Consider the following 19,587-nt stretch of genomic DNA (forward strand, 5'->3'; position numbering starts at 1 on the left):
TTTCTACCAAAAATCACTCGAACTGACGAAAAATCACCATCAAAAACTAATTTCACCCAACGGGTTAATTCTTTATTTTTCTTAATCTCTTAATGGTTCAAAAAAGTATTATTCTTTTATTTTTTCCAAAGAAACAGCATTGATGCAATAGCGCAAACCGCTTGGAGCTGGTCCATCAGGGAAAACATGTCCAAGATGTGCATCACAGATGTTACATAAACATTCAATACGAATCATTCCGTAACTAGTGTCTTTACGATAGGCTACATTTTCAATTTCAATCGGTTGAGTAAATGAAGGCCAGCCTGTGCCGCTTTGAAATTTAGTTGTAGCATCAAAAAGAGGTGTTTTACAACATATGCAGGCATATTTTCCGGCTTCAAATAAATTGCACATTTCAGAACTGTGAGCTCTTTCGGTTCCATGTTGACGCGTTACGTAGAATTCTTCGGGAGTTAATACTGCTTCCCATTCTTTTGCCGTTTTCTCTACTCTTTTAGGAGGAGTTGGATTGCCAAGAGTGGCAAATTTTATAAGGTCGTTCCAGTTTAGCATAGTAAATTATTTTAAATAGACAGCTACAAATTTCGCCATCGGAGCCATTCGGGCTTTATTTAATTGTAAGGTGTCGTATTTTAGCGTGTAATTATCTACGGTTTCCAGCACTTTAAAAAACTCGTTTTCAACTGTAGGTTTGATACAAGCCATTTTAGTAGCTACTAATGGTGAAATTGAAATCCTGCCAGTTTCTTTTTGTAATTCATAGGTTCCTGAAAAAGAATTACAACCACCGTTACCAACGATTCTGTTGTCTTTTGTCTTTATAATAAAATAAGGTTCTTTTAAATAATTTTCGGCCGTGACTTTTTGACCTCTGATTTCAATTAATTTCCAATATTTTTCCTGTAGTTGATTTGCCGAAGCATCTTTCTTAATAGCACTGCAAGAAAATAAAAGTAAGGATACAATTCCGAGACTTATGTGTTTTTTCATTTTTGTTTTTTTGATAATTTGAGGAAATGATTTTAGAGCTAATGCAAATATAAAGAAGGCGCTACACTTTCCCTGTTTATACAATCCTAATTTTTCATTAAGTCCACAAATGTTAATTTGGTTATATTTGATTTTTAAAGATTAGCTATGGCATTTAAACATTTATTCAAAGCAAAATTAGGTTGGGATTCAACCCCGATACGATATCAAAAAAGCCATCAAATTGCCATCGAAGGGAAAGAAAACCTTAATGTTTCGGCGGCCAAAGCATTCAAAGGTGATCCCGCTTTACTTAATCCGGAAGACTTGATGTTAAGTGCCGTTGTTTCCTGTCACATGATGTCTTATTTATATGTTTGTTCTCAAAATGGAATCGAAGTCATTTCGTATCAGGATAATGCCGAAGCTGATTTAGAGGTTTTGCATGATGGTTCCGGTCGAATTACAGCCATTCGATTGTATCCTAAAGTTGTAATCAGACAAATAGATAAAATGGAAGAAGCTATGCATTTGCACAAAAAAGCTAATGAACTTTGTTTCATTGCTAATTCCTGTAATTTTCCGATTTTCCATTTTCCAAGTTGTGAAGTTGTATAAGTTTTTGAAATGAACCAGTTACAGAAGTATGAATTTGCTTATCGATTTTGGTTCATAACTGCTTATAATTTCTTTTTAGTACCAATTTCAAAATCCCTAATTTGCGCCCTTAAATTAGAAGGAGGAAAATGAAGGTCTGTATTGCCGAAAAACCAAGTGTAGCACGTGAAATAGCAGCCGTTTTGGGTGCTAATACCAAGCATGATGGCTATTATGAAGGTAATGGTTATGCGGTAACCTATACCTTTGGACATTTGTGTACCTTAAAAGAACCTAATGATTACAGGCCCTATTGGAAAAGTTGGGATTTAAACAATCTGCCAATGCTTCCGGAAAAATTTGAAACCAAAGTGGTGGAAAATTCCGGAATCCAAAAGCAATTTAAAATTGTAAAAAGTCTGTTTGACAAAGCCGAATTGGTTATCAATTGCGGGGATGCCGGGCAGGAGGGAGAACTCATTCAGCGCTGGGTAATGAATGAAGCCAATTACAAAGGTGAGGTAAAACGGTTGTGGATTTCGTCATTAACAACCGAAGCAATTAAAGAAGGTTTTGAAAACTTAAAACCATCCACCAATTACGATAATTTATACTATGCCGGTTTTTCCAGAGCCATTGGTGATTGGTTATTGGGTATGAATGCTACGCGTTTGTACACGGTAAAACATGGTGGTTACAAACAGGTTTTGTCAATAGGGAGGGTACAAACCCCAACATTGGCTATGGTGGTAGATCGATTTAAAGAAATCGAAAATTTTGTACCACAACCATATTGGGAATTACAAACTTTATACAGAGAAACACTTTTTAGTTATGAAGAAGGCCGTTTTCTAAAAAAGGAAGACGGTGAAATTCTAGCCAATAAAGTAAAAGAAAGTGAGTTTGAAATTGTTGCTGTCGAAAAAAAGAATGGTAACGAATATGCTCCTAAGTTGTTTGATTTAACGGGCTTGCAGGTATATTGCAATACCAAGTTTGGATTTTCAGCAGAGGAGACGCTGAAAATTGTTCAAACTTTATACGAACAAAAAGTAGTGACTTATCCCAGAGTCGATACTACATTTTTGCCTAGCGATATTTATCCAAAAGTTCCCGGAATTCTTCAAAACCTAACGAATTATGCGGCGTTGACAGAACCACTTTTGGGGAAGAAAATCAAAAAATCGCCTAAGGTTTTCAATGATAAAAAAGTAACCGATCACCATGCGATTATTCCAACGGGGGTTCAAAATAATCTGCCGTACAATCAGCAGCAGGTGTATGATATTATTGTAAAACGTTTTATTGCTGTTTTTTATGATGATTGTTTGGTTGCCAATACGACAGTAATAGGGAAAGCAGCCGATGTAACTTTTAAAACTACCGGAAAAGAAATTCTGAAAAAAGGATTCCGCGTTGTTTTTGAAGATCCGAATGCTAAAGAAAAAGAAGCTGATTTGTTGCCGAGTTTTGTTGTGGGTGAAAAAGGACCCCACGAACCTTCTTTTTTGCAAAAAGAAACTAAAGCACCTAATCAGTTTACCGAGGCAACTTTGCTACGTGCCATGGAAACTGCAGGAAAACAGGTTGACGACGAAGATTTACGCGAATTGATGAAAGAAAATGGTATTGGGCGTCCGTCTACAAGAGCGAATATTATTGAAACACTTTATAAACGTCAGTATATCGTTCGAAATAAAAAACAGGTATTGCCTACACCAACAGGAATTCAGCTTATTGATACTATTCAAAATGATTTATTGAAGTCGGCTGAATTGACAGGAGTTTGGGAAAAACAACTGAAAGATATTGAAAAAGGAACTTTTACAGCTACTGCATTTATAAATAATATGAAACGTATGGTGGATGCTCTGGTGTATGAAGTACGAAGTGAAAGGATTCATGCTAATATTTCTCACACCGAAAGTATTCAAAAAGAAGCTGTAAAAACAGAAAAGAAGAAAGCAGCAGGAATTACAGCCGAGTCTTGTCCGAAATGCCAAAAGGCAACGCTTATAAAAGGAAAATCAGCTTATGGTTGTGGTGATTACAAAGCAGGTTGTGATTTTGTATTGCCATTTACTTTTGCAGATAAAAAAATATCAGAGAATCAATACTTACGATTGCTTCAAAAAGGCTCTACAGTCAATTTAAAAGATTTTAAAACCGATGGTGGCATTGTGGAAGGTTTGCTCCGTTTTGACGAAAATTTCAAATTGGTATTGGAACCTAAGAAAACAACACCAAAAACAACATCTGATGAATTGGCTTGTCCAAAATGTCAAAAAGGAAGTATTTTAAAAGGAAATACCGCTTATGGCTGTAGCGATTATAAAGCAGGCTGTGATTTTAAAGTTACTTTTGAAATTGTCAGAGCAAAATTAGCAAGCCAAAAGCCTACAAAAGAATTGGTGTACACTATTTTGAGAGAATTTAATACCTAATTTTCAAATTATTTTTTCTTTTATATTTGTTTTAATTAGTTTATTCCTTGATTTTCTGTGAGTTATTTTTTCTGTTTTAGATTTAAGCTTGCTAAAAAATCCCTTTTTTATATAATTTTTTCAATAAAAAGAAGTAGTTCCTTTTTAAAGTAAAAAAAATAAATTATGTTTGCATACCGGAACAGAACAGTATGGAATAAAAGTCTTGCCGGAACCATTTTAAAGTTTAGGAATAACCATAAGAGAATCATTATAAATATGTATTATATCGGATACGACATCGGAAGTTCTTCTGTAAAAGTTGCTATTGTTGAAGCAGTAACAGGGAAAAAAATAATCAGTCTTCATGAGCCTGCAAATGAAATGGAAATCATTGCCTATCATAAAGATTGGGCAGAACAAGATCCCGAAATGTGGTGGGAGTACTGCTGTACAGCTACTAAAAGAGCGATAAAAGAAGCTAATATTGATGCATCCAAAATTCAGGGAGTTGGGATTTCTTATCAGATGCATGGTTTAGTGGTAGTGGATCAAGAGGGTAAATCTTTGCGTAATTCAATTATTTGGTGTGATAGTCGTGCTGTTGAAATTGGAGATCATGCTTTTGAAGAAATCGGAGAAGAGCAATGTGCTACGCATTTATTGAATTCTCCGGGGAATTTTACCGCATCTAAATTGGTTTGGGTTAAAGATAACGAACCAGAGTTATATGCTAAAATTCATAAATACATGCTTCCGGGTGATTTTATTGCATTTAAATTAACCGGAGTCATCAATACAACCAAAAACGGTTTGTCTGAAGGAATGCTTTGGGATTATAAAGAAAACGAAGTTGCTCAATGGCTTTTGAGATACTACGGTATAGATTATTCTTTGACACCAGACATTGTAGAGAATTTTACCAATCAATGCTTTTTAGATGAAAAAGGAGCTAAGGAATCAGGACTTCCTGTTGGAATTCCGGTGGTGTATCGTGCCGGTGATCAACCTAATAATGCCTTATCATTGAATATCCTGAAACCGGGTGAAGTGGCTGCGACAGGTGGAACATCAGGAGTGTTGTATGCCGTTACAGATCAGTTAAAATCAAAAGAAACATCACGTGTTAACAGCTTTGTACACGTAAATTATACAGTAGATAAGCCAACAGTAGGGAAACTACTTTGTATCAATGGTTCAGGGATTCAATACCGTTGGTTACGCAACCTTTGTGGTACAGATTCTTATGAAAATATGAATCAAAAAGCAGAAGAAGTAGCAGTAGGTTCAGATGGCGTAATTGTTATTCCTTTTGGAAACGGAGCTGAGCGTATGTTTAATAACAAGACGATAGGCAGTCATTTTTTACATGTGAATTTGAATAAACACGGACAAGGTCATTTTTATCGCGCAGCCTTAGAAGGAATTGCTTTTGCCTTTGTGTACGGAATGGAAATCATGAAAGGGGATAATACCCAAATCAATGTAATTCGTGCCGGAAATGACAACTTATTCCGCTCTGAAATCTTTTCAAATACCGTGGCGACTTTAATTGGTCACGAAATTGAAATTTACAACACTACAGGAGCAGTAGGAGCTGCCAGAGCGGTAGGTTTACAGGATGGTGATTACAAAAAGTTTGGTGATACTATTATGGAAAATGATCATGTGATGACTTATTTGCCTTTGCAAAATAAAACACCTTACTTGTTAGCATACCAAAATTGGAAAAAAGAATTAGAACAGATTATAAATAATAAATAAATTTAAAAATTAATAAAATGGCTTTAATAGGTAATAAAGAATACTTTAAAGGTATCGGCGAAATTAAATTTGAAGGAAAGGAATCAGACAATCCTTTAGCATTTAAATACTACAACCCAGATCAAGTAGTAGCAGGGAGAACCATGAAAGACTGGTTTAAATTTTCAATTGCTTACTGGCATACTTTCTGTGGACAAGGTTCTGATCCATTTGGACCTGGAACGCAAAATTTTGCTTGGGATTTAGCTAATGACCCAATTCAGGCAGCTAAAGACAAAGCGGATGCAGCTTTTGAATTTATCACTAAAATGGGATTTGATTACTATTGTTTCCATGATTACGATTTGGTACAAGAAGGGGCTACTTTCGCTGAATCTGAAAAAAGATTAGCTACTATTACAGAGTATTTAAAAGAGAAACAAGCTGCTTCAGGGACAAAATTACTTTGGGGAACAGCTAACTGTTTTTCTAACCCACGTTATATGAATGGTGCTGCTACTAATCCTGATTTTAATGTTGTGGCAAGAGCCGGAGGACAGGTAAAATTAGCTTTGGATGCAACAATTGCTTTAGGTGGTGAAAATTATGTGTTCTGGGGAGGTCGTGAAGGTTATATGTCTTTATTGAATACTGATATGGGGCGTGAATTAGACCACATGGGACAATTTTTAGTAAAAGCAAGAGATTACGCTCGCGCTCAAGGATTCAAAGGAAATTTCTTCATTGAGCCAAAACCAATGGAGCCAATGAAACATCAATACGATTTTGATTCGGCTACAGCTATTGGATTTTTAAATAAATATGGTTTACAAGATGATTTCAAAATCAATATCGAAGTAAACCACGCGACATTAGCACAACATACTTTCCAACACGAAATTGAAGTAGCCGCAAATGCAGGAATGTTAGGAAGTTTAGATGCGAATCGTGGTGATTACCAAAACGGTTGGGATACAGACCAATTTCCAAACAACATTCAGGAAATTACCGAAGCGATGTTGGTATTCTTGAAAGCCGGAGGATTGCAAGGTGGTGGAGTTAATTTTGATGCTAAAATCAGAAGAAACTCAACTGATATGGAAGATGTTTTCTTAGCGCACATTGGTGGTGCTGATACTTTTGCAAGAGCCTTACTAACAGCTGATAAAATCATTGCTTCTTCTCCTTATGATCAATTAAGAACTCAAAGATACAGTTCATTCGATTCAGGAAAAGGTAAAGATTTCGAAAATGGAAAATTAGGTTTAGAGGATTTGTACAAAATCGCTCAGGAAAACGGAGAACTACAATTACAAAGTGGTAAACAAGAACTTTTTGAAAATATAATCAATCAGTATATTTAAAAAATTCTTTTAAAATAGTATTAGTTTTGAAAATGTTATCAGTACGAATAAAAAGTATTGATAACATTTTCTTTTTTAGGATAACAACAGTTGAAAAGTTGCTGTTTTTTTGTAAATCTTCTATATAAATTTTGAATATCAATTAGTGTATTCAAATATTATTTTGAAGACTATTATTTTTATTTTTTCTCTGTTTTTTTAGAAGTTGTTGGTTTTGCCACTTTCTTAAACATAGGAATGAAATACGTGACAGTATAATTGAACCCAACACCAAAATCACCGTTATAAGTACGGTTGAATCCCGGAATATAAAGATTCTCGAAACCACTTGGTTGTTTGTTACTGATTAAACGGTTGAAGCGAAGACTGAAACCTACAAATACATTATTAAAAACTTTCGCTTTCATTCCGGCAACAACTTCTATCCAGCTGGCTGTTAAACCATTGTATTTTTGTCCAGAAGTTAAAGGTGGAATTTCTCCAAAATACTGATTAGGATTGTAAATTTTGAAAGTATTTAATTGTTGGTTGAAAGTACTAAAACCATAACGAAGACCAATAGAAATAATGTTTTCCATATCCAGCCAGTTTTCGTAACCGTTATAATCAAAACCTACTTTTAAATACGAACCCTTGGTGGTGAAATTCAAGCGTTCGTCATCGGTAGTTTTATTTTCGTTACCAACTTCGGCAGCAATAAAGTGTTTTTTATCCCAACGATAATCACCCACTAATTCAATTCCTTTATAATCTTTGTCGTAAAAAGTACGGCTTAGTTTAAATAAATCAACACCTAAACGCAGTCCGTAGCGGTCTTTTTTTACAGGAGTTATGATTGTATCCGTTTTAGGAGTAACAGCTGTAGTTTTTTTTGCCACAGCAGCATTTTTAGGAATAATTCCTTGGGTTATGCTGTCTTTGTTTGTTGTTGTAGTTTCTTGAGCATGAGCTGATAACAAAGACAAAATCAGCAGGCTACTAATGATAAATCGCAAGGTGTGTTTCATTTTCGTTATCAATATTACTATTTTCTACAGCAATATATTGTATCCATTTTTGATCTGGAGTTGCTGCATCGGTGTGTTCAAAAGGTTTCGTGTCGGAAGTATCAGGGTTTAAAGTGAAATTGGTTTTATAACCACAGGCACGGGAAACATAAATGTTTTTAGTGGTGTAATTAAAAGTAATGATATCCTCATTTGCAGGTACAATTACGTTGGTACTTCCATAATTCAAAATAAAATGAAATTTGGTAGTTTCAGCATTTACTTTTAAAGGGATAGAAACCGTACTTCCATTGATTAAAGTGCTTCCACTGAAGGTAACAGCTTCTTCCATACCATCACCAAAGATGCTTAAATTGCTAACATTTTTTTCGATAGATGAATTGTTGTAATCATAAAAAGTAATTACAAGACGTGGAGTTGTAACCGTATTGGCGTCACAAATATCATCTTTCTCACAACTAGAGAAGGAGAAGCTTAGTACAAACAGTAATAAAAGTATTTTTTTCATAACTTTTTAGTCAATAGTCTTCAGTCCTTAGTCCTTAGTTGCTTATCAAAGCGCACTAAGGACTAGGTGCGAAGTACTAATTATCTTTTTTCTAAAAGTACCACATTTTCCACGTGATGGGTTTGAGGGAACATATCTACGGGACGTACTTTGCTTACTTTGTATTTTTCATCCATTAGTGCCAAATCACGAGCCTGAGTAGCCGAGTTACAGCTTACATAAACCACTTTTTCAGGCGCGATTTTCAGGATTTGTTCTACTACATCTTTGTGCATTCCGTCACGTGGTGGATCGGTGATAATGACGTCTGGCTGTCCGTGTTGGGCAATGAAAGCATCGTTGAAAACCACCTTCATATCTCCCACAAAGAACTCACAATTGTCAATCTTATTGCGTTCGGCATTTGCCTTAGCATCTTTAATAGCGTCTGGAACACTTTCTACTCCAATAACTTTCTTCGCTTTTTTAGAAACGAATTGCGCAATAGTTCCTGTTCCGGTATATAAATCGTAAACGGTTTCATTTCCGGTTAATCCGGCAAAATCTCTAGTGATTTTGTATAATTCGTAAGCCTGATCCGAATTGGTTTGGTAAAAAGATTTCGCATTAATGCTAAATTTCAATCCTTCCATTTCTTCCAAAATATAATCACGTCCTTTGTATAAAATGATATTTTGATCGTACAAAGTGTCGTTGGCCTTATTGTTTACCACATATTGCAAGGAAGTAATCTGAGGGAATTTCGCATACAAATGATCCAAAAGCAATTCTCTGTTGACCTGATCGTCTTCAAAAAACTGAATTAAAAGCATGATTTCTCCTGTCGAAGCTGTACGTAACATCAGCGTTCTCAATAATCCGGAATGTTCTCTTGGATTAAAGAAAGTCAGTCCGTTTGCGTTAGCAAAATCACGTACTTCGTTTCTAATTGCATTCGATGGGTCTTCTTGTAAATGACATTTTTTGATATCGAGAATTTTATCCCACATTTTTGGGATGTGGAAACCCAAAGCATTTTTATTGTCTAATTCTTCGCTGCTTCCTATTTCGGCTTCAGTTAACCAACGACTGTTGGAAAACGAAAATTCCATTTTGTTTCTGTAGAAAAATTGCTTTTCTGAGCCTAAAATAGCTTCGAATTCTGGTAATTCAATTTTTCCAATACGTTGCAAATGATTTTTTACCTCGTTTTGTTTGAAAAATAATTGCTGATTGTAGTTCATGTTTTGCCATTTGCAGCCGCCGCAAACACCAAAATGCTCGCAAATTGGTTCTACACGATGCTCTGATAATTCGTGGAATTTCACTGCTTTTCCTTCATAATACGCCTTGCGCTTTTTGAAAGTTTGCACATCAACCACATCTCCCGGAACTACATTCGGGATAAAGATTACTTTACCATCCGGAGCCTTCGCTACCGAAACGCCTTTTGCTCCTGCATCAAGGACTTTTATCTGATGAAAGACAACTTTGTCTGTATTTTTTCTACCCATGGCGCAAAAATAAGTTTTTGTGCGCTTTTATAAATTCAATTTGGGAAATATTTTTGAAAAGAGTGTTTTTTGTTATAGTTGTAAACGTCACTTCGAGTGATTTTTCGTAATGAAATGAAGAAAAATTGTCCCGATAGCTATCGGGACGAGAAGTTTCGTTTATATAAGTGTTCTCGATACTTCAAACTAATTTTCTTTTGCCAATTAGTTTTCAATTCGAACTGACGGGATGTTGACTTGTTTTTATTTGAGCCCAATCCTGCTTTTCGCTGCAAACGAAGTTCATTGAACTTCTATTGAAATATTATACAGGGAAGTAATTTGGGGCAGGGGAGTTTTAGTTTTTAGCCGCGATGCAATGGCTACGATGTATTTTCATGTGGGAGAAGGTACTCGATGCAATCGAGCACCAGTTGGGAGATAATTTCTTTTTAAGTCTATTTTGTGACGTTTCGACTATTATTTTCTGCATATTAATTGTTATTTCATCCATTGTTTACTTTTTATGTAGGCATTCTTGTTAAGCAAACTTTTAACCGTTTTGAAAGATGTCCATTTTCAAGACAGCTAATCGGTTTTAAATTATCTAATGCTGGAATATTTTTATTTAGCCAATCAAAACTTTCATTTTGAAGAATCCCAAAAATAACTTTCGCTAATTCTTCATCATTATTTAATGTCATCATCAAATTTTTTGGTGCATTGACACTTTCAAAAGTTTTTGAAAAACCTTTCCAATTTTCTTCGGAATAATATTTCTCTAATTCAATCACGTTTTTAATCAGCGTAAAGTTCTTTTAAATTGCGCACAACTAGTAAATAAGCGAAACAAACTTTCGTATATACACCCAAAATCGGGTAGATTGGCGAAAGTTTGTTTCGCGTTATAGTTTTCAAATATATAAAATATTCTTACAAAATATTATTTGATGTCATAAAAAAACCTCGTTCCACTATAAAGTAAAACGAGGTTTTCTATTTATAAAGAAGGAATCTTTTAATCCTTCAATCTTTCAATATTTCAATTTGAAAAAACTACAAATCCGATCTTAAAACCGCACCGTTACTAGCGTTTGTTACAAGCGAACGGTACTGTCCTAACCATCTTGAAGTTAATTCTTTTTTCAATGGAACGAATTCTGCCTTTCTTTTAGCGATTTCTTCATCAGATAAGTTAACCGATAAGATGTATTGGTCAACGTCAATATGGATTTCGTCACCATCTTTCAATAAACCTATCATTCCACCTTCGGCAGCTTCCGGAGAAACGTGACCAATAGAAGCACCACGAGTTGCTCCACTAAAACGACCATCGGTAATTAAAGCTACTTTGCTTCCTAATCCCATTCCCATGATTAAAGAAGTAGGAGCAAGCATTTCCTGCATTCCCGGACCTCCTTTTGGTCCTTCGTAACGGATAACAACCACATCACCAGCTTTTACTTTTCCGCCTAAAATTCCTTCGATAGCTTCAGGCTGTCCGTCAAAACAAACGGCTTTTCCAGTAAATACACGGTCTCCGGTAATTCCTGCAGTTTTGATTACAGCTCCTTGCTCAGCCAAGTTTCCGTACAAAACAGCCAATCCACCTACTTCAGAATAAGGATTATCAATCGTGTGAATGATATTGGTGTCTTTGATGTAAGCGTCTTTGATTTTTTCCAAAAGTGTTTCTCCGGTAATGGTTAGGTTGTCTAATAAGATATCATCACCACGTTTTGTCATTTCTTTCATCACGGCATTTACTCCACCCGCAGTGTTGATGTCTTCCATGTGAACGGTTGACAAACTTGGAGAAATTTTAGCGATATGCGAAACTCTTTTAGAGATGCTGTTGATATCTTCTAGGTTGAAATCTACATTAGCTTCTTTGGCAATCGCCAACATGTGCAATACCGTATTCGAACTTCCTCCCATAGCCATATCTACTGCAAATGCGTTTCTTACGGCTTTTTCGTTAAGGATATTTTTTAGTTTGAATTTTTCAGTTTGCGCAGCGTCTTTGGCAATTTCGCAAATTCTTCTAGCCGCCTGACGGTATAATTCTTCACGCTCTTTTGTTAAAGCTAAGATAGTTCCGTTTCCGGGAAGAGCAATTCCCATTGCTTCCATCAACGTATTCATAGAGTTAGCTGTAAACATTCCGGAACAACTTCCTCCTGAAGGACAGGCATTACACTCGATATCTTTTAATTCTTCATCAGTGATTTCACCTAATTCGTGTTTTCCAACGGCTTCAAAAGCGGTAGCTAAATCGATAGGTACTCCGTCTTTAGTATGTCCTTTTTTCATTGGTCCACCACTCACAAAAATAGTAGGAACGTCTACACGTAGAGCTCCCATAATCATACCCGGAACAATTTTGTCACAGTTAGGAATCGCAATCATAGCGTCCAGTTTGTGCGCATTCATTACCGATTCGATAGAGTTCGCAATGATTTCACGAGATGGTAATGAAAAAAGCATTCCGTCATGTCCCATGGCAATACCGTCGTCTACTCCGATAGTGTTGAATTCAAAAGGTACACATCCATTCGCTTTAATTTCTTCTTTAATCACTCTCGATACACGATCCAAAAAGAAATGCCCAGGGATAATTTCGATATAAGAATTGGCAACACCAATGAATGGTTTGTCAAAATCTTCATCTGTTAAACCTGTTGCTCTGAATAATGATCTATGCGGTGTTCTTTGATGTCCTTTTTTTACTTCATCACTTCTCATAATAAATCTTGATTTTATATACTTTTAAAAAGTTGTATGATTATTTATTTTTTTTCGGTGGCAAAGATAAGTAATCTTTTAAGTTAAATCTTTGCAGAAAATAGAAAAGCATTGATAATATTATTGAAAAGTAGCATCTTTTGGAAAGAATACTAAATTTAGCCTTGGGATTAATATCTTTGTTTTTAAGATTTATAAAGATGAATAGTTTTTTTAAGCTAAGTAGAATAGGTTTACAGGCAGGAATTATTTTTTGTGTAGTTTTTTTTAGTTGTGATAACAGCATAAAAAACGGCAAACAGTATTTTTATCGTGCTGTCAATAATAAAGACACCGCTTTGCTTCGGTTTACTCAATTGGAAGATAATAGCTTTTTTGGGCAGTATGAAATTCAGTACGGACAGTCGCAAAAAGATTCCGGAGAAGTAAGAGGGATTATAATAGGAGATACCATTAAAGGGAGTTTTTATTACTCGCCCTATGGTGGCGGAGTTTTAAAAAGGTATCCTATAGCTTTGTTGAAGCAAAAAAATAAATTGCTTTTGGGTAAAGGAGTAATTTCGGTTTATATGGGGATTCCGTCTTTTTTAAAGGGTGAACCAATAGATTATAGTAATCCTGAATTTCTTTTTGAAGAAATAAAAGAATAAAAATAAATCGAAAAAAATCCGTCCCGATTCCCGATAGCTATCGGGATAGAGACGGATTTTGCTTTTTAGTTTAAAGCTAACAGACAATCAGAGAATGTTGCTTCTAAATGTTCATGGTATGCTTTCATGTCTTTTTCGACGTTGGCATTTTTTTCTACATCATGAAAATGGTAACTTTTTAAAGGTTTCATTCCGGTGAAAGCATTCATTCTGTGAAAGCCAAAGAAAGCTCCCTCATCCACCGATTTTTGATCGAAAAATTCTCCCGGAAGTGTAAAAGCTGTCGCTGGAGCGTTCCAGGTGGTGGTGAGCATGTATTTTTTGCCATGCATTAATCCTCCGGTTCCATAATTGATTTCAGGATTGTCGGATTTTCTACCGTCGCTGCGATAAATTCCTTTGTTGTGTCCCGCTGTAAAAACTTCATCAATGTATTTTTTAAAATTGTGTGGTACTTGAAACCACCATACCGGTGTGTGGTAGATGATAACATCGGCCCAGGCAAATTTGCTCACTTCTTCTTCGGCAGAATAGCCTTTTTCAATAGTCGTGGTTTGAACTTTAATATCATTTGATTGACTTAAGAATTTTTGAGTTGTTTCAGTTATTGTGTTGTTAAATAAACCGGTTGAATAACCAAAATTTTGTCCTGCATTGATGATAAGTATCTTTTTCATAATTGATTATCTTTTTGTTGTTACAAAGTTATGATGGATATATGTATTATTAAAATAATATAATTTATACATTTGTATTATAATATTAATAGTTTGTTATGGTTAATTTAGAATGGTATCGCACCTTTAAAGCTATTTATAAAACAGGAACATTAACTAGTGCTGCCGATGCATTGTTTATATCCCAGCCGGGAGTGAGTTTACATTTAAGTTCTTTAGAAAGTTATGTGGGGTATAAACTTTTTGACCGTACCGGACGCAAAATGATTCCAACCGAAAGGGGGAAAATATTGTATAATGCTATTGCGGAAGGCTTGAAAATACTGGAAGAAACCGAAAAGAATTTTCAGAGAAGTACTGAGAAACATGCGCCAACCATTAGTATTGGGATGTGTTTTGAAACTTTTCAAATTACTTTAGAGCAATATATTTCGAGTTTACCGTTCAATGTTATTATTCGTTTTGGTGAATATCCGGAAATGCTCGAAAATTTAGATAAAGGAATTTTAGATTTGATTATTTCTCCTCAAAAAGGAAGTTCTTCTAATATTACTTATGAGGCTTTTTCTTCGGAAACCATTGTTTTAGTGGGAGGTAGTCAGCTTGATGATTCGGAATTTCAGCAGTTAGTAAAACAAAAAAAATATGCAGAGGCAGAAAGTTATTTAAAAACGCAAAAGTGGTACGGAACCACAGGGGATATGGAGCATCTTTTTCGTTTTTGGCAATTGAATTTTGGCAATTTTCCTGATTTCAGACCCAACTATATTGTTCCAAATATTCATTCAATTGTTCGTTGTTTAAGTAATGCAAATGGACTGGCCGTTATTCCTGATTTTTTGTGTCAAAAGGAAATCGAAAATGGAACTGTAAAGGTACTTTGGGAAGGACATACAAAGTTGAAAAACACTCTTTATTTCGCTAACAGAAAAAATACGACTTATAATAAGGAACTGGATTTAATTAAAGATTTATTCCGGAAAGTGATGATGTAAATCAACACAGATGACGTCAATTATCTGTGTTGATTTTTTGATTTTTTTACCACAAATTATGCACTTCTTTTTTGATGTAATGATTGTAAATTTCGTTCATAGCGGCAATTTTTTCAGGAGTTAATGCCGGTAAATCTAATGTTGACAGATTAGATAAAACATGACTTTCAGTTGATGCTCCTGGGATAATACAACTTACTTCTTTAAAACTTAAAATCCATTGCAAGGCAATTGGTGCCAGATTTTGAACTTCAGGAAATAACTTTTTCAGTTCGTTAACCGCAATTAAACCTAATTCATAATTTACTCCTGAAAAAGTTTCTCCTTTGTCAAAAGCAGCTCCTTCACGGTTAAAAAAACGATGATCTTTACTATCAAAAATAGATTTTTCAGAGAATTTTCCAGTCAAAAGTCCGCTGGCTAAAGGAACACGTGCAATGATTCCGACATCTTTTTTCATGGCCTGTTCAAAAAGTAGTTCTGAAGGGCGTTGTCTAAAAAGATTGAAAATAATCTGAATTGAAGTCACATTGTCATATTCCATTGCTTTTAGACCTTCTTCCACTTTTTCGACACTTACACCCAAATTCTGAATTTTCCCTTCTTTTTTTAATTTGTCAAAAAGTTCAAAAATTTCCGGACGGTAAAAAACTTCGGTAGGAGGGCAGTGTAATTGAATCAAATCTAGTGTTTCTAATCCTAATCTTTGTAAACTGTCCTCTACATATTTTTGCAACACTTTAGTTTGATAACCTTCATTGACATGAGGGCTAATATGGCGACCACATTTAGTTGCTACATAAATACGTTCGGAACGGGAACGAATAAGTCTCCCTACTGCTTTTTCACTTAAACCGTTTTCATAAACATCAGCGGTGTCAATAAAATTAATACCTCTGTCAACAGCTGTATTAAGAAGTTCGTCGGCAGATTGGTCATTAAATGGGGAACCCCATTTTCCTCCTACCTGCCAGGTTCCGAGTGCAATTTCAGATATTTCAAAATTGGTTTTTCCCAGTTTTCGATAGTTCATTTTATAATTTTTAGTTGTTATTTAAAGTTACTTTAATAGCGTTTTCAATCAATAGAGTCATCATTTCATAACCCGCAGTATTGGGATGAACACGGTCTTCAGATAAATTTGTTTTTAAGCCATTTTCGTTGTCGACCATTGCGGTATAATAATCAACAAAAGTAATATTTTGAATTTCAGCATAGTTTTTTAATGCTGTATTTAATTCAATTATTCGGTTGGCAGGTTTTTCTTTTGGATTCCAATAAAAGAAATTAGCTGGTAAAACAGAGCAAAGGATGACTTTTATCTTATGAAGCTGCGCTAATTCAATCATGGTGAAAATATTGTCACAAATCATTTTAGTATCGGATGGTCCTGTATTGCCGGCAATGTCGTTTCCTCCTGCTAAAATTACAACAATTTCAGGTTTTAATTCAATGACATCAGCTCTAAATCGTACTAACATTTGTGGAGTGGTTTGTCCACTAATCCCTCTATTGATATAAGAACCGTTTTGTGAAAAGAGATGATGTTCTTTGCTCCAAAATTCAGTAATTGAATCACCCATAAATACAATCCTTTTTTCGATTGAACTTTGTTGTAAAAGCTTCTGGTTTTCTTCCTGATATTTTTTTAAATAGGGCCAATCCAGCATAGAGCAATTAAGTTTTGGTTAATTAAATGAATAATTATTGTTAGCAAAACTAATAAAATTATTGCAGCTGAAATTTTAAAAAAACTGTTTGATAATATAGTTTTATCATGTAGTTTTTTCGTACATTTGGTAAACCCCAAAATAGCTTTAATTATGAGGTTTTATGAAAAATTATCAACTATAGGTTTTTTAAAAAAGAGCTATGCTTTTAAGTTTTTGTTTGTAGCTTTTATTGGTATCCATATTCCGTTAATCGGAATTTTGTTTTTTGTACTCTTTGCTAAAAATAATTTTACTCCTGCAAGTTTATTAGTTTTTTCTTTAGTGATGACTTTACTTGCGACAGGTGTTACTCTGGCGGTATTAAAAAAATTGATTAGACCTATTGAATTGGCTTCGAAAGCTTTACAGGATTATAAATTAAAACGTAAAGTTACTGATTTACCAATACATTATTCGGATGAAGCTGGATTGTTACTGTTTAATATACATGATTCGATATTAGAAAGTGAAGCTTTTATAGCCGAAAAGCAGGATCTTATTTATTTGCTTTCCCATGATTTGAAAACATTTGCAGGAAATCCAAAATCATTAGCGACAATGATATTAGAAACCAATCCTTCAGAATTTGTTAAAGAGTTAGCTGAATTAATTTGTGAATCTTCATCAGAACAGTTTAGTTATATTGAGAATTTCATCAAAATGCTTAGAGAGCAGGATCTTATTCTGAAAACAAATCTAGAGTTGAGGAAAGTTGATATAGGTAAAATAATTCAAACAGTCGAGAGTCAATTGTCACAAAATGCTTTGGCAAAGAACATAAAATTAGTTTATAATCTACAGTTAACTACAGCCGAACTAATTATAGATCAGGAACTTTTATTGAGGATTATATATAATTTAATGAGTAATGCAATTAAGTTTTCGTTTCCCAATTCTGAAATTGAAATTTGCAGTTACAAAGTTGAAAAACAGATTTTTATTGAAGTGAAAGATCATGGAATTGGTTTTCATGAAAATGATAAATCTAAATTGTTTGATAAATTTACTAAAATGAGCCGTTTAGGAACTTTCAAGGAGGCATCAACTGGTGTTGGTTTGTATTTGTGTAAACAAATAGTAGAACGCAATAATGGACACTTAACAGCTTACAGTGAAGGTAAAAATAAAGGAGCTGTTTTTACAATTTCTTTTTAGAAATATTCTTAATAATAAAATCTAAAATGCTGATTATGTAGTTGGTAGTTTTTTTTGTGTTTTCATCGACAATGTGAAATATTCTTTTTCTAATTGTATAATTTAGTTACAATTAGATTGAATTTAAGTGGAAAAATATTTTTTCCCTTTTAATTTCAAATAATTACGATTAGACAAGTTTTGTTTATTTTAATTCATTGTGTATGAAAACAACTCTACCCACTAACAGATTACTATTTTTTGTTTTTTTTATTGCTAATTTACTGTTTGTCAATACCTCTTTTGGGCAAATAGTGATGCTTGATCAGGCCGATTTGGATTATGCTCCTGGCGAAACGGTATATATTACAGGTACAGGTTGGCATCCGGGTGAAACTGTGTTGCTTGAAGTTGAAAATCTTACAAATCCTACCGTGGATTGTGGGCCTGTAACACCGCCACCGCACGAAACCTGGACTACAGTAGCCGATGAAAATGGTAATTTTACAGCTTCCTGGTATGTGAATGATTGTGAATTAGGTGCCGATTTATTACTTGGTGCTTTAGGTTCAAGTTCAGGATTCTCTTACGAAATATTTTTTACTGATGGTAATTCAGTTACTTTTAATAATCCAACACAAAATGGAACAGTTAATACAGGAGTTGGGGGTGTTGTTACCTATAATTTTAATGTCACAAGGGATAATGGTAATAATGATTTTACTACGACATTAACTGCAATTGGTTTGCCCACGGGTGTTAGTGCTAGTTTTTCACCTAATCCATTAAATTTTCCTAAAATTCAAAACCATTCCCTTCCAACGACTCTTTCACTTACAGTGGCAAGCAGTGTTCCAGCTGGAGTATATTTGTTTAGTGTTTCAGGTTCTGGAGGAGGAACTTCAGGCGATATAGCATTAACTGTTGGTGGATGTAATACTCCAACCATTTCTGCCAGCAATCTTCCTGCAAGTGGAGTAATAAATAATACAACGAATACATGTGGTGCTAGTATCACTTTGGGTGCTAATTTAACAATTACTGGGACACCTGCACCAACAGTGACTTATAGTCTTTCAAATTTTGGAGCTACAATATCTAATCCTTATGTTTTTCCTATAGGTACTACAAAGGTTTGGGCTAAAGCTTCTAATAGTTGTGGAGAAGCAATAACTTCTTTTACGGTTACTGTAAGTGATACAGAAGCTCCGGCAATAATATGTCCGGGCAATATTGTTCAATCAACCGATACAGGATTGTGTAGTGCCGTAGTAACTTATGTTGCTCCTGTAGGAACTGACAATTGTTCGGGACAATCAACCGTTCAAACAGCCGGTTTACCATCGGGAAGTGCTTTTCCTAAAGGAAAAACGACAAATACTTTTGAAGTAACTGACGCCAGTGGAAACAAAACTTCTTGTTCATTTGATATAACGATCAACGATACAGAAGCTCCGGCAATAATATGTCCGGGCAATATTGTTCAATCAACCGATACAGGATTGTGTAGTGCCGTAGTAACTTATGTTGCACCTGTAGGAACTGACAATTGTTCGGGACAATCAACCGTACAAACAGCCGGTTTACC

General features: G+C 34.8%; 18 protein-coding genes. 8 read left to right on the top strand and 10 right to left on the bottom strand.

What is annotated here, in order from left to right:
• Nucleotides 1-108: 108 nt before the first annotated feature.
• Complete coding sequence (gene msrB / locus AAEO59_RS10260) at nucleotides 109-555, bottom strand: peptide-methionine (R)-S-oxide reductase MsrB (protein ID WP_341700646.1); 447 nt, start codon at nucleotides 553-555, stop codon at nucleotides 109-111.
• Between the two features lie 6 nt (nucleotides 556-561).
• A complete protein-coding gene (locus AAEO59_RS10265) occupies nucleotides 562-993 on the bottom strand; it encodes an META domain-containing protein (RefSeq protein ID WP_341700647.1) in 432 nt (143 codons plus the stop codon).
• A 147-nt stretch (nucleotides 994-1,140) separates the two neighbouring features.
• Here AAEO59_RS10265 and AAEO59_RS10270 point away from each other — a divergent pair, with 147 nt between their 5' ends.
• From AAEO59_RS10270 to xylA, 4 genes are all read left to right on the top strand, one after another.
• Nucleotides 1,141-1,590: an OsmC family protein gene (locus AAEO59_RS10270; RefSeq protein WP_341700648.1), complete on the top strand. Its 450-nt coding sequence runs from the start codon at nucleotides 1,141-1,143 to the stop codon at nucleotides 1,588-1,590.
• 128 nt (nucleotides 1,591-1,718) lie between these two features.
• Nucleotides 1,719-4,013, top strand: coding sequence for a DNA topoisomerase 3 (locus AAEO59_RS10275; protein ID WP_341700649.1), 2,295 nt, complete (start codon nucleotides 1,719-1,721; stop codon nucleotides 4,011-4,013).
• A gap of 258 nt (nucleotides 4,014-4,271) precedes the next feature.
• Nucleotides 4,272-5,756 carry a xylulokinase gene (locus AAEO59_RS10280; protein ID WP_341700665.1) on the top strand — a complete coding sequence of 495 codons (1,485 nt, stop codon included), beginning with the start codon at nucleotides 4,272-4,274 and terminating at the stop codon, nucleotides 5,754-5,756.
• 17 nt (nucleotides 5,757-5,773) lie between these two features.
• Complete coding sequence (gene xylA / locus AAEO59_RS10285; protein WP_341700650.1) at nucleotides 5,774-7,099, top strand: xylose isomerase; 1,326 nt, start codon at nucleotides 5,774-5,776, stop codon at nucleotides 7,097-7,099.
• 179 nt (nucleotides 7,100-7,278) lie between these two features.
• On the opposite strand, the gene AAEO59_RS10290 is transcribed toward xylA, so the two are convergent.
• The 5 genes from AAEO59_RS10290 to ilvD all read right to left on the bottom strand — a co-directional run bounded on the left by AAEO59_RS10290 (nucleotide 7,279) and on the right by ilvD (nucleotide 12,831).
• On the bottom strand, nucleotides 7,279-8,106 hold the full coding sequence (locus AAEO59_RS10290) for a DUF6048 family protein (RefSeq protein ID WP_341700651.1): 828 nt from the start codon (nucleotides 8,104-8,106) through the stop codon (nucleotides 7,279-7,281).
• The gene (locus AAEO59_RS10295) at nucleotides 8,078-8,614 is read right to left on the bottom strand and encodes a DUF6452 family protein (RefSeq protein ID WP_341700652.1); all 537 of its coding nucleotides are present in this window, start codon (nucleotides 8,612-8,614) and stop codon (nucleotides 8,078-8,080) included. Before AAEO59_RS10295 ends, AAEO59_RS10290 begins: the two co-directional genes overlap by 29 nt.
• Before the next feature lie 80 nt (nucleotides 8,615-8,694).
• Nucleotides 8,695-10,107 carry a 23S rRNA (uracil(1939)-C(5))-methyltransferase RlmD gene (rlmD, locus tag AAEO59_RS10300; RefSeq protein WP_341700653.1) on the bottom strand — a complete coding sequence of 471 codons (1,413 nt, stop codon included), beginning with the start codon at nucleotides 10,105-10,107 and terminating at the stop codon, nucleotides 8,695-8,697.
• A 503-nt stretch (nucleotides 10,108-10,610) separates the two neighbouring features.
• Nucleotides 10,611-10,880, bottom strand: a complete 270-nt coding sequence (locus AAEO59_RS10305) for a hypothetical protein (protein WP_341700654.1) — start codon at nucleotides 10,878-10,880, stop codon at nucleotides 10,611-10,613.
• Between the two features lie 262 nt (nucleotides 10,881-11,142).
• Nucleotides 11,143-12,831: a dihydroxy-acid dehydratase gene (gene ilvD, locus AAEO59_RS10310; RefSeq protein ID WP_341700655.1), complete on the bottom strand. Its 1,689-nt coding sequence runs from the start codon at nucleotides 12,829-12,831 to the stop codon at nucleotides 11,143-11,145.
• A gap of 200 nt (nucleotides 12,832-13,031) precedes the next feature.
• Between ilvD and AAEO59_RS10315 the strand changes: the two genes are divergently transcribed.
• A complete protein-coding gene (locus tag AAEO59_RS10315; RefSeq protein WP_341700656.1) occupies nucleotides 13,032-13,481 on the top strand; it encodes a hypothetical protein in 450 nt (149 codons plus the stop codon).
• Between the two features lie 65 nt (nucleotides 13,482-13,546).
• On the opposite strand, the gene AAEO59_RS10320 is transcribed toward AAEO59_RS10315, so the two are convergent.
• On the bottom strand, nucleotides 13,547-14,158 hold the full coding sequence (locus tag AAEO59_RS10320; protein ID WP_341700657.1) for an NAD(P)H-dependent oxidoreductase: 612 nt from the start codon (nucleotides 14,156-14,158) through the stop codon (nucleotides 13,547-13,549).
• Nucleotides 14,159-14,256: 98 nt separating this feature from the next.
• On the opposite strand from AAEO59_RS10320, the gene AAEO59_RS10325 reads away from it, so the two are divergent.
• Entirely contained in the window at nucleotides 14,257-15,153 is an 897-nt protein-coding gene (locus AAEO59_RS10325) for a LysR family transcriptional regulator (protein WP_341700658.1), read from the top strand.
• A 46-nt stretch (nucleotides 15,154-15,199) separates the two neighbouring features.
• Here AAEO59_RS10325 and AAEO59_RS10330 read toward each other — a convergent pair whose 3' ends face one another.
• Nucleotides 15,200-16,186: an aldo/keto reductase gene (locus tag AAEO59_RS10330; RefSeq protein ID WP_341700659.1), complete on the bottom strand. Its 987-nt coding sequence runs from the start codon at nucleotides 16,184-16,186 to the stop codon at nucleotides 15,200-15,202.
• 10 nt (nucleotides 16,187-16,196) lie between these two features.
• Nucleotides 16,197-16,736 (bottom strand): GDSL-type esterase/lipase family protein, encoded by a 540-nt coding sequence (locus tag AAEO59_RS10335; protein WP_341700660.1) that lies wholly within the window; start codon nucleotides 16,734-16,736, stop codon nucleotides 16,197-16,199.
• Between the two features lie 240 nt (nucleotides 16,737-16,976).
• Between AAEO59_RS10335 and AAEO59_RS10340 the strand changes: the two genes are divergently transcribed.
• Together AAEO59_RS10340 and AAEO59_RS10345 are read left to right on the top strand one after the other, a co-directional pair.
• Complete coding sequence (locus tag AAEO59_RS10340; protein ID WP_341700661.1) at nucleotides 16,977-18,020, top strand: sensor histidine kinase; 1,044 nt, start codon at nucleotides 16,977-16,979, stop codon at nucleotides 18,018-18,020.
• Nucleotides 18,021-18,223: 203 nt separating this feature from the next.
• The coding region (locus AAEO59_RS10345) for an HYR domain-containing protein (RefSeq protein ID WP_341700662.1) at nucleotides 18,224-19,587 on the top strand (1,364 nt) is incomplete at its 3' end.

Source organism: Flavobacterium flavipallidum, from assembly GCF_038289905.1.
Lineage (GTDB): Bacteria > Bacteroidota > Bacteroidia > Flavobacteriales > Flavobacteriaceae > Flavobacterium > Flavobacterium flavipallidum.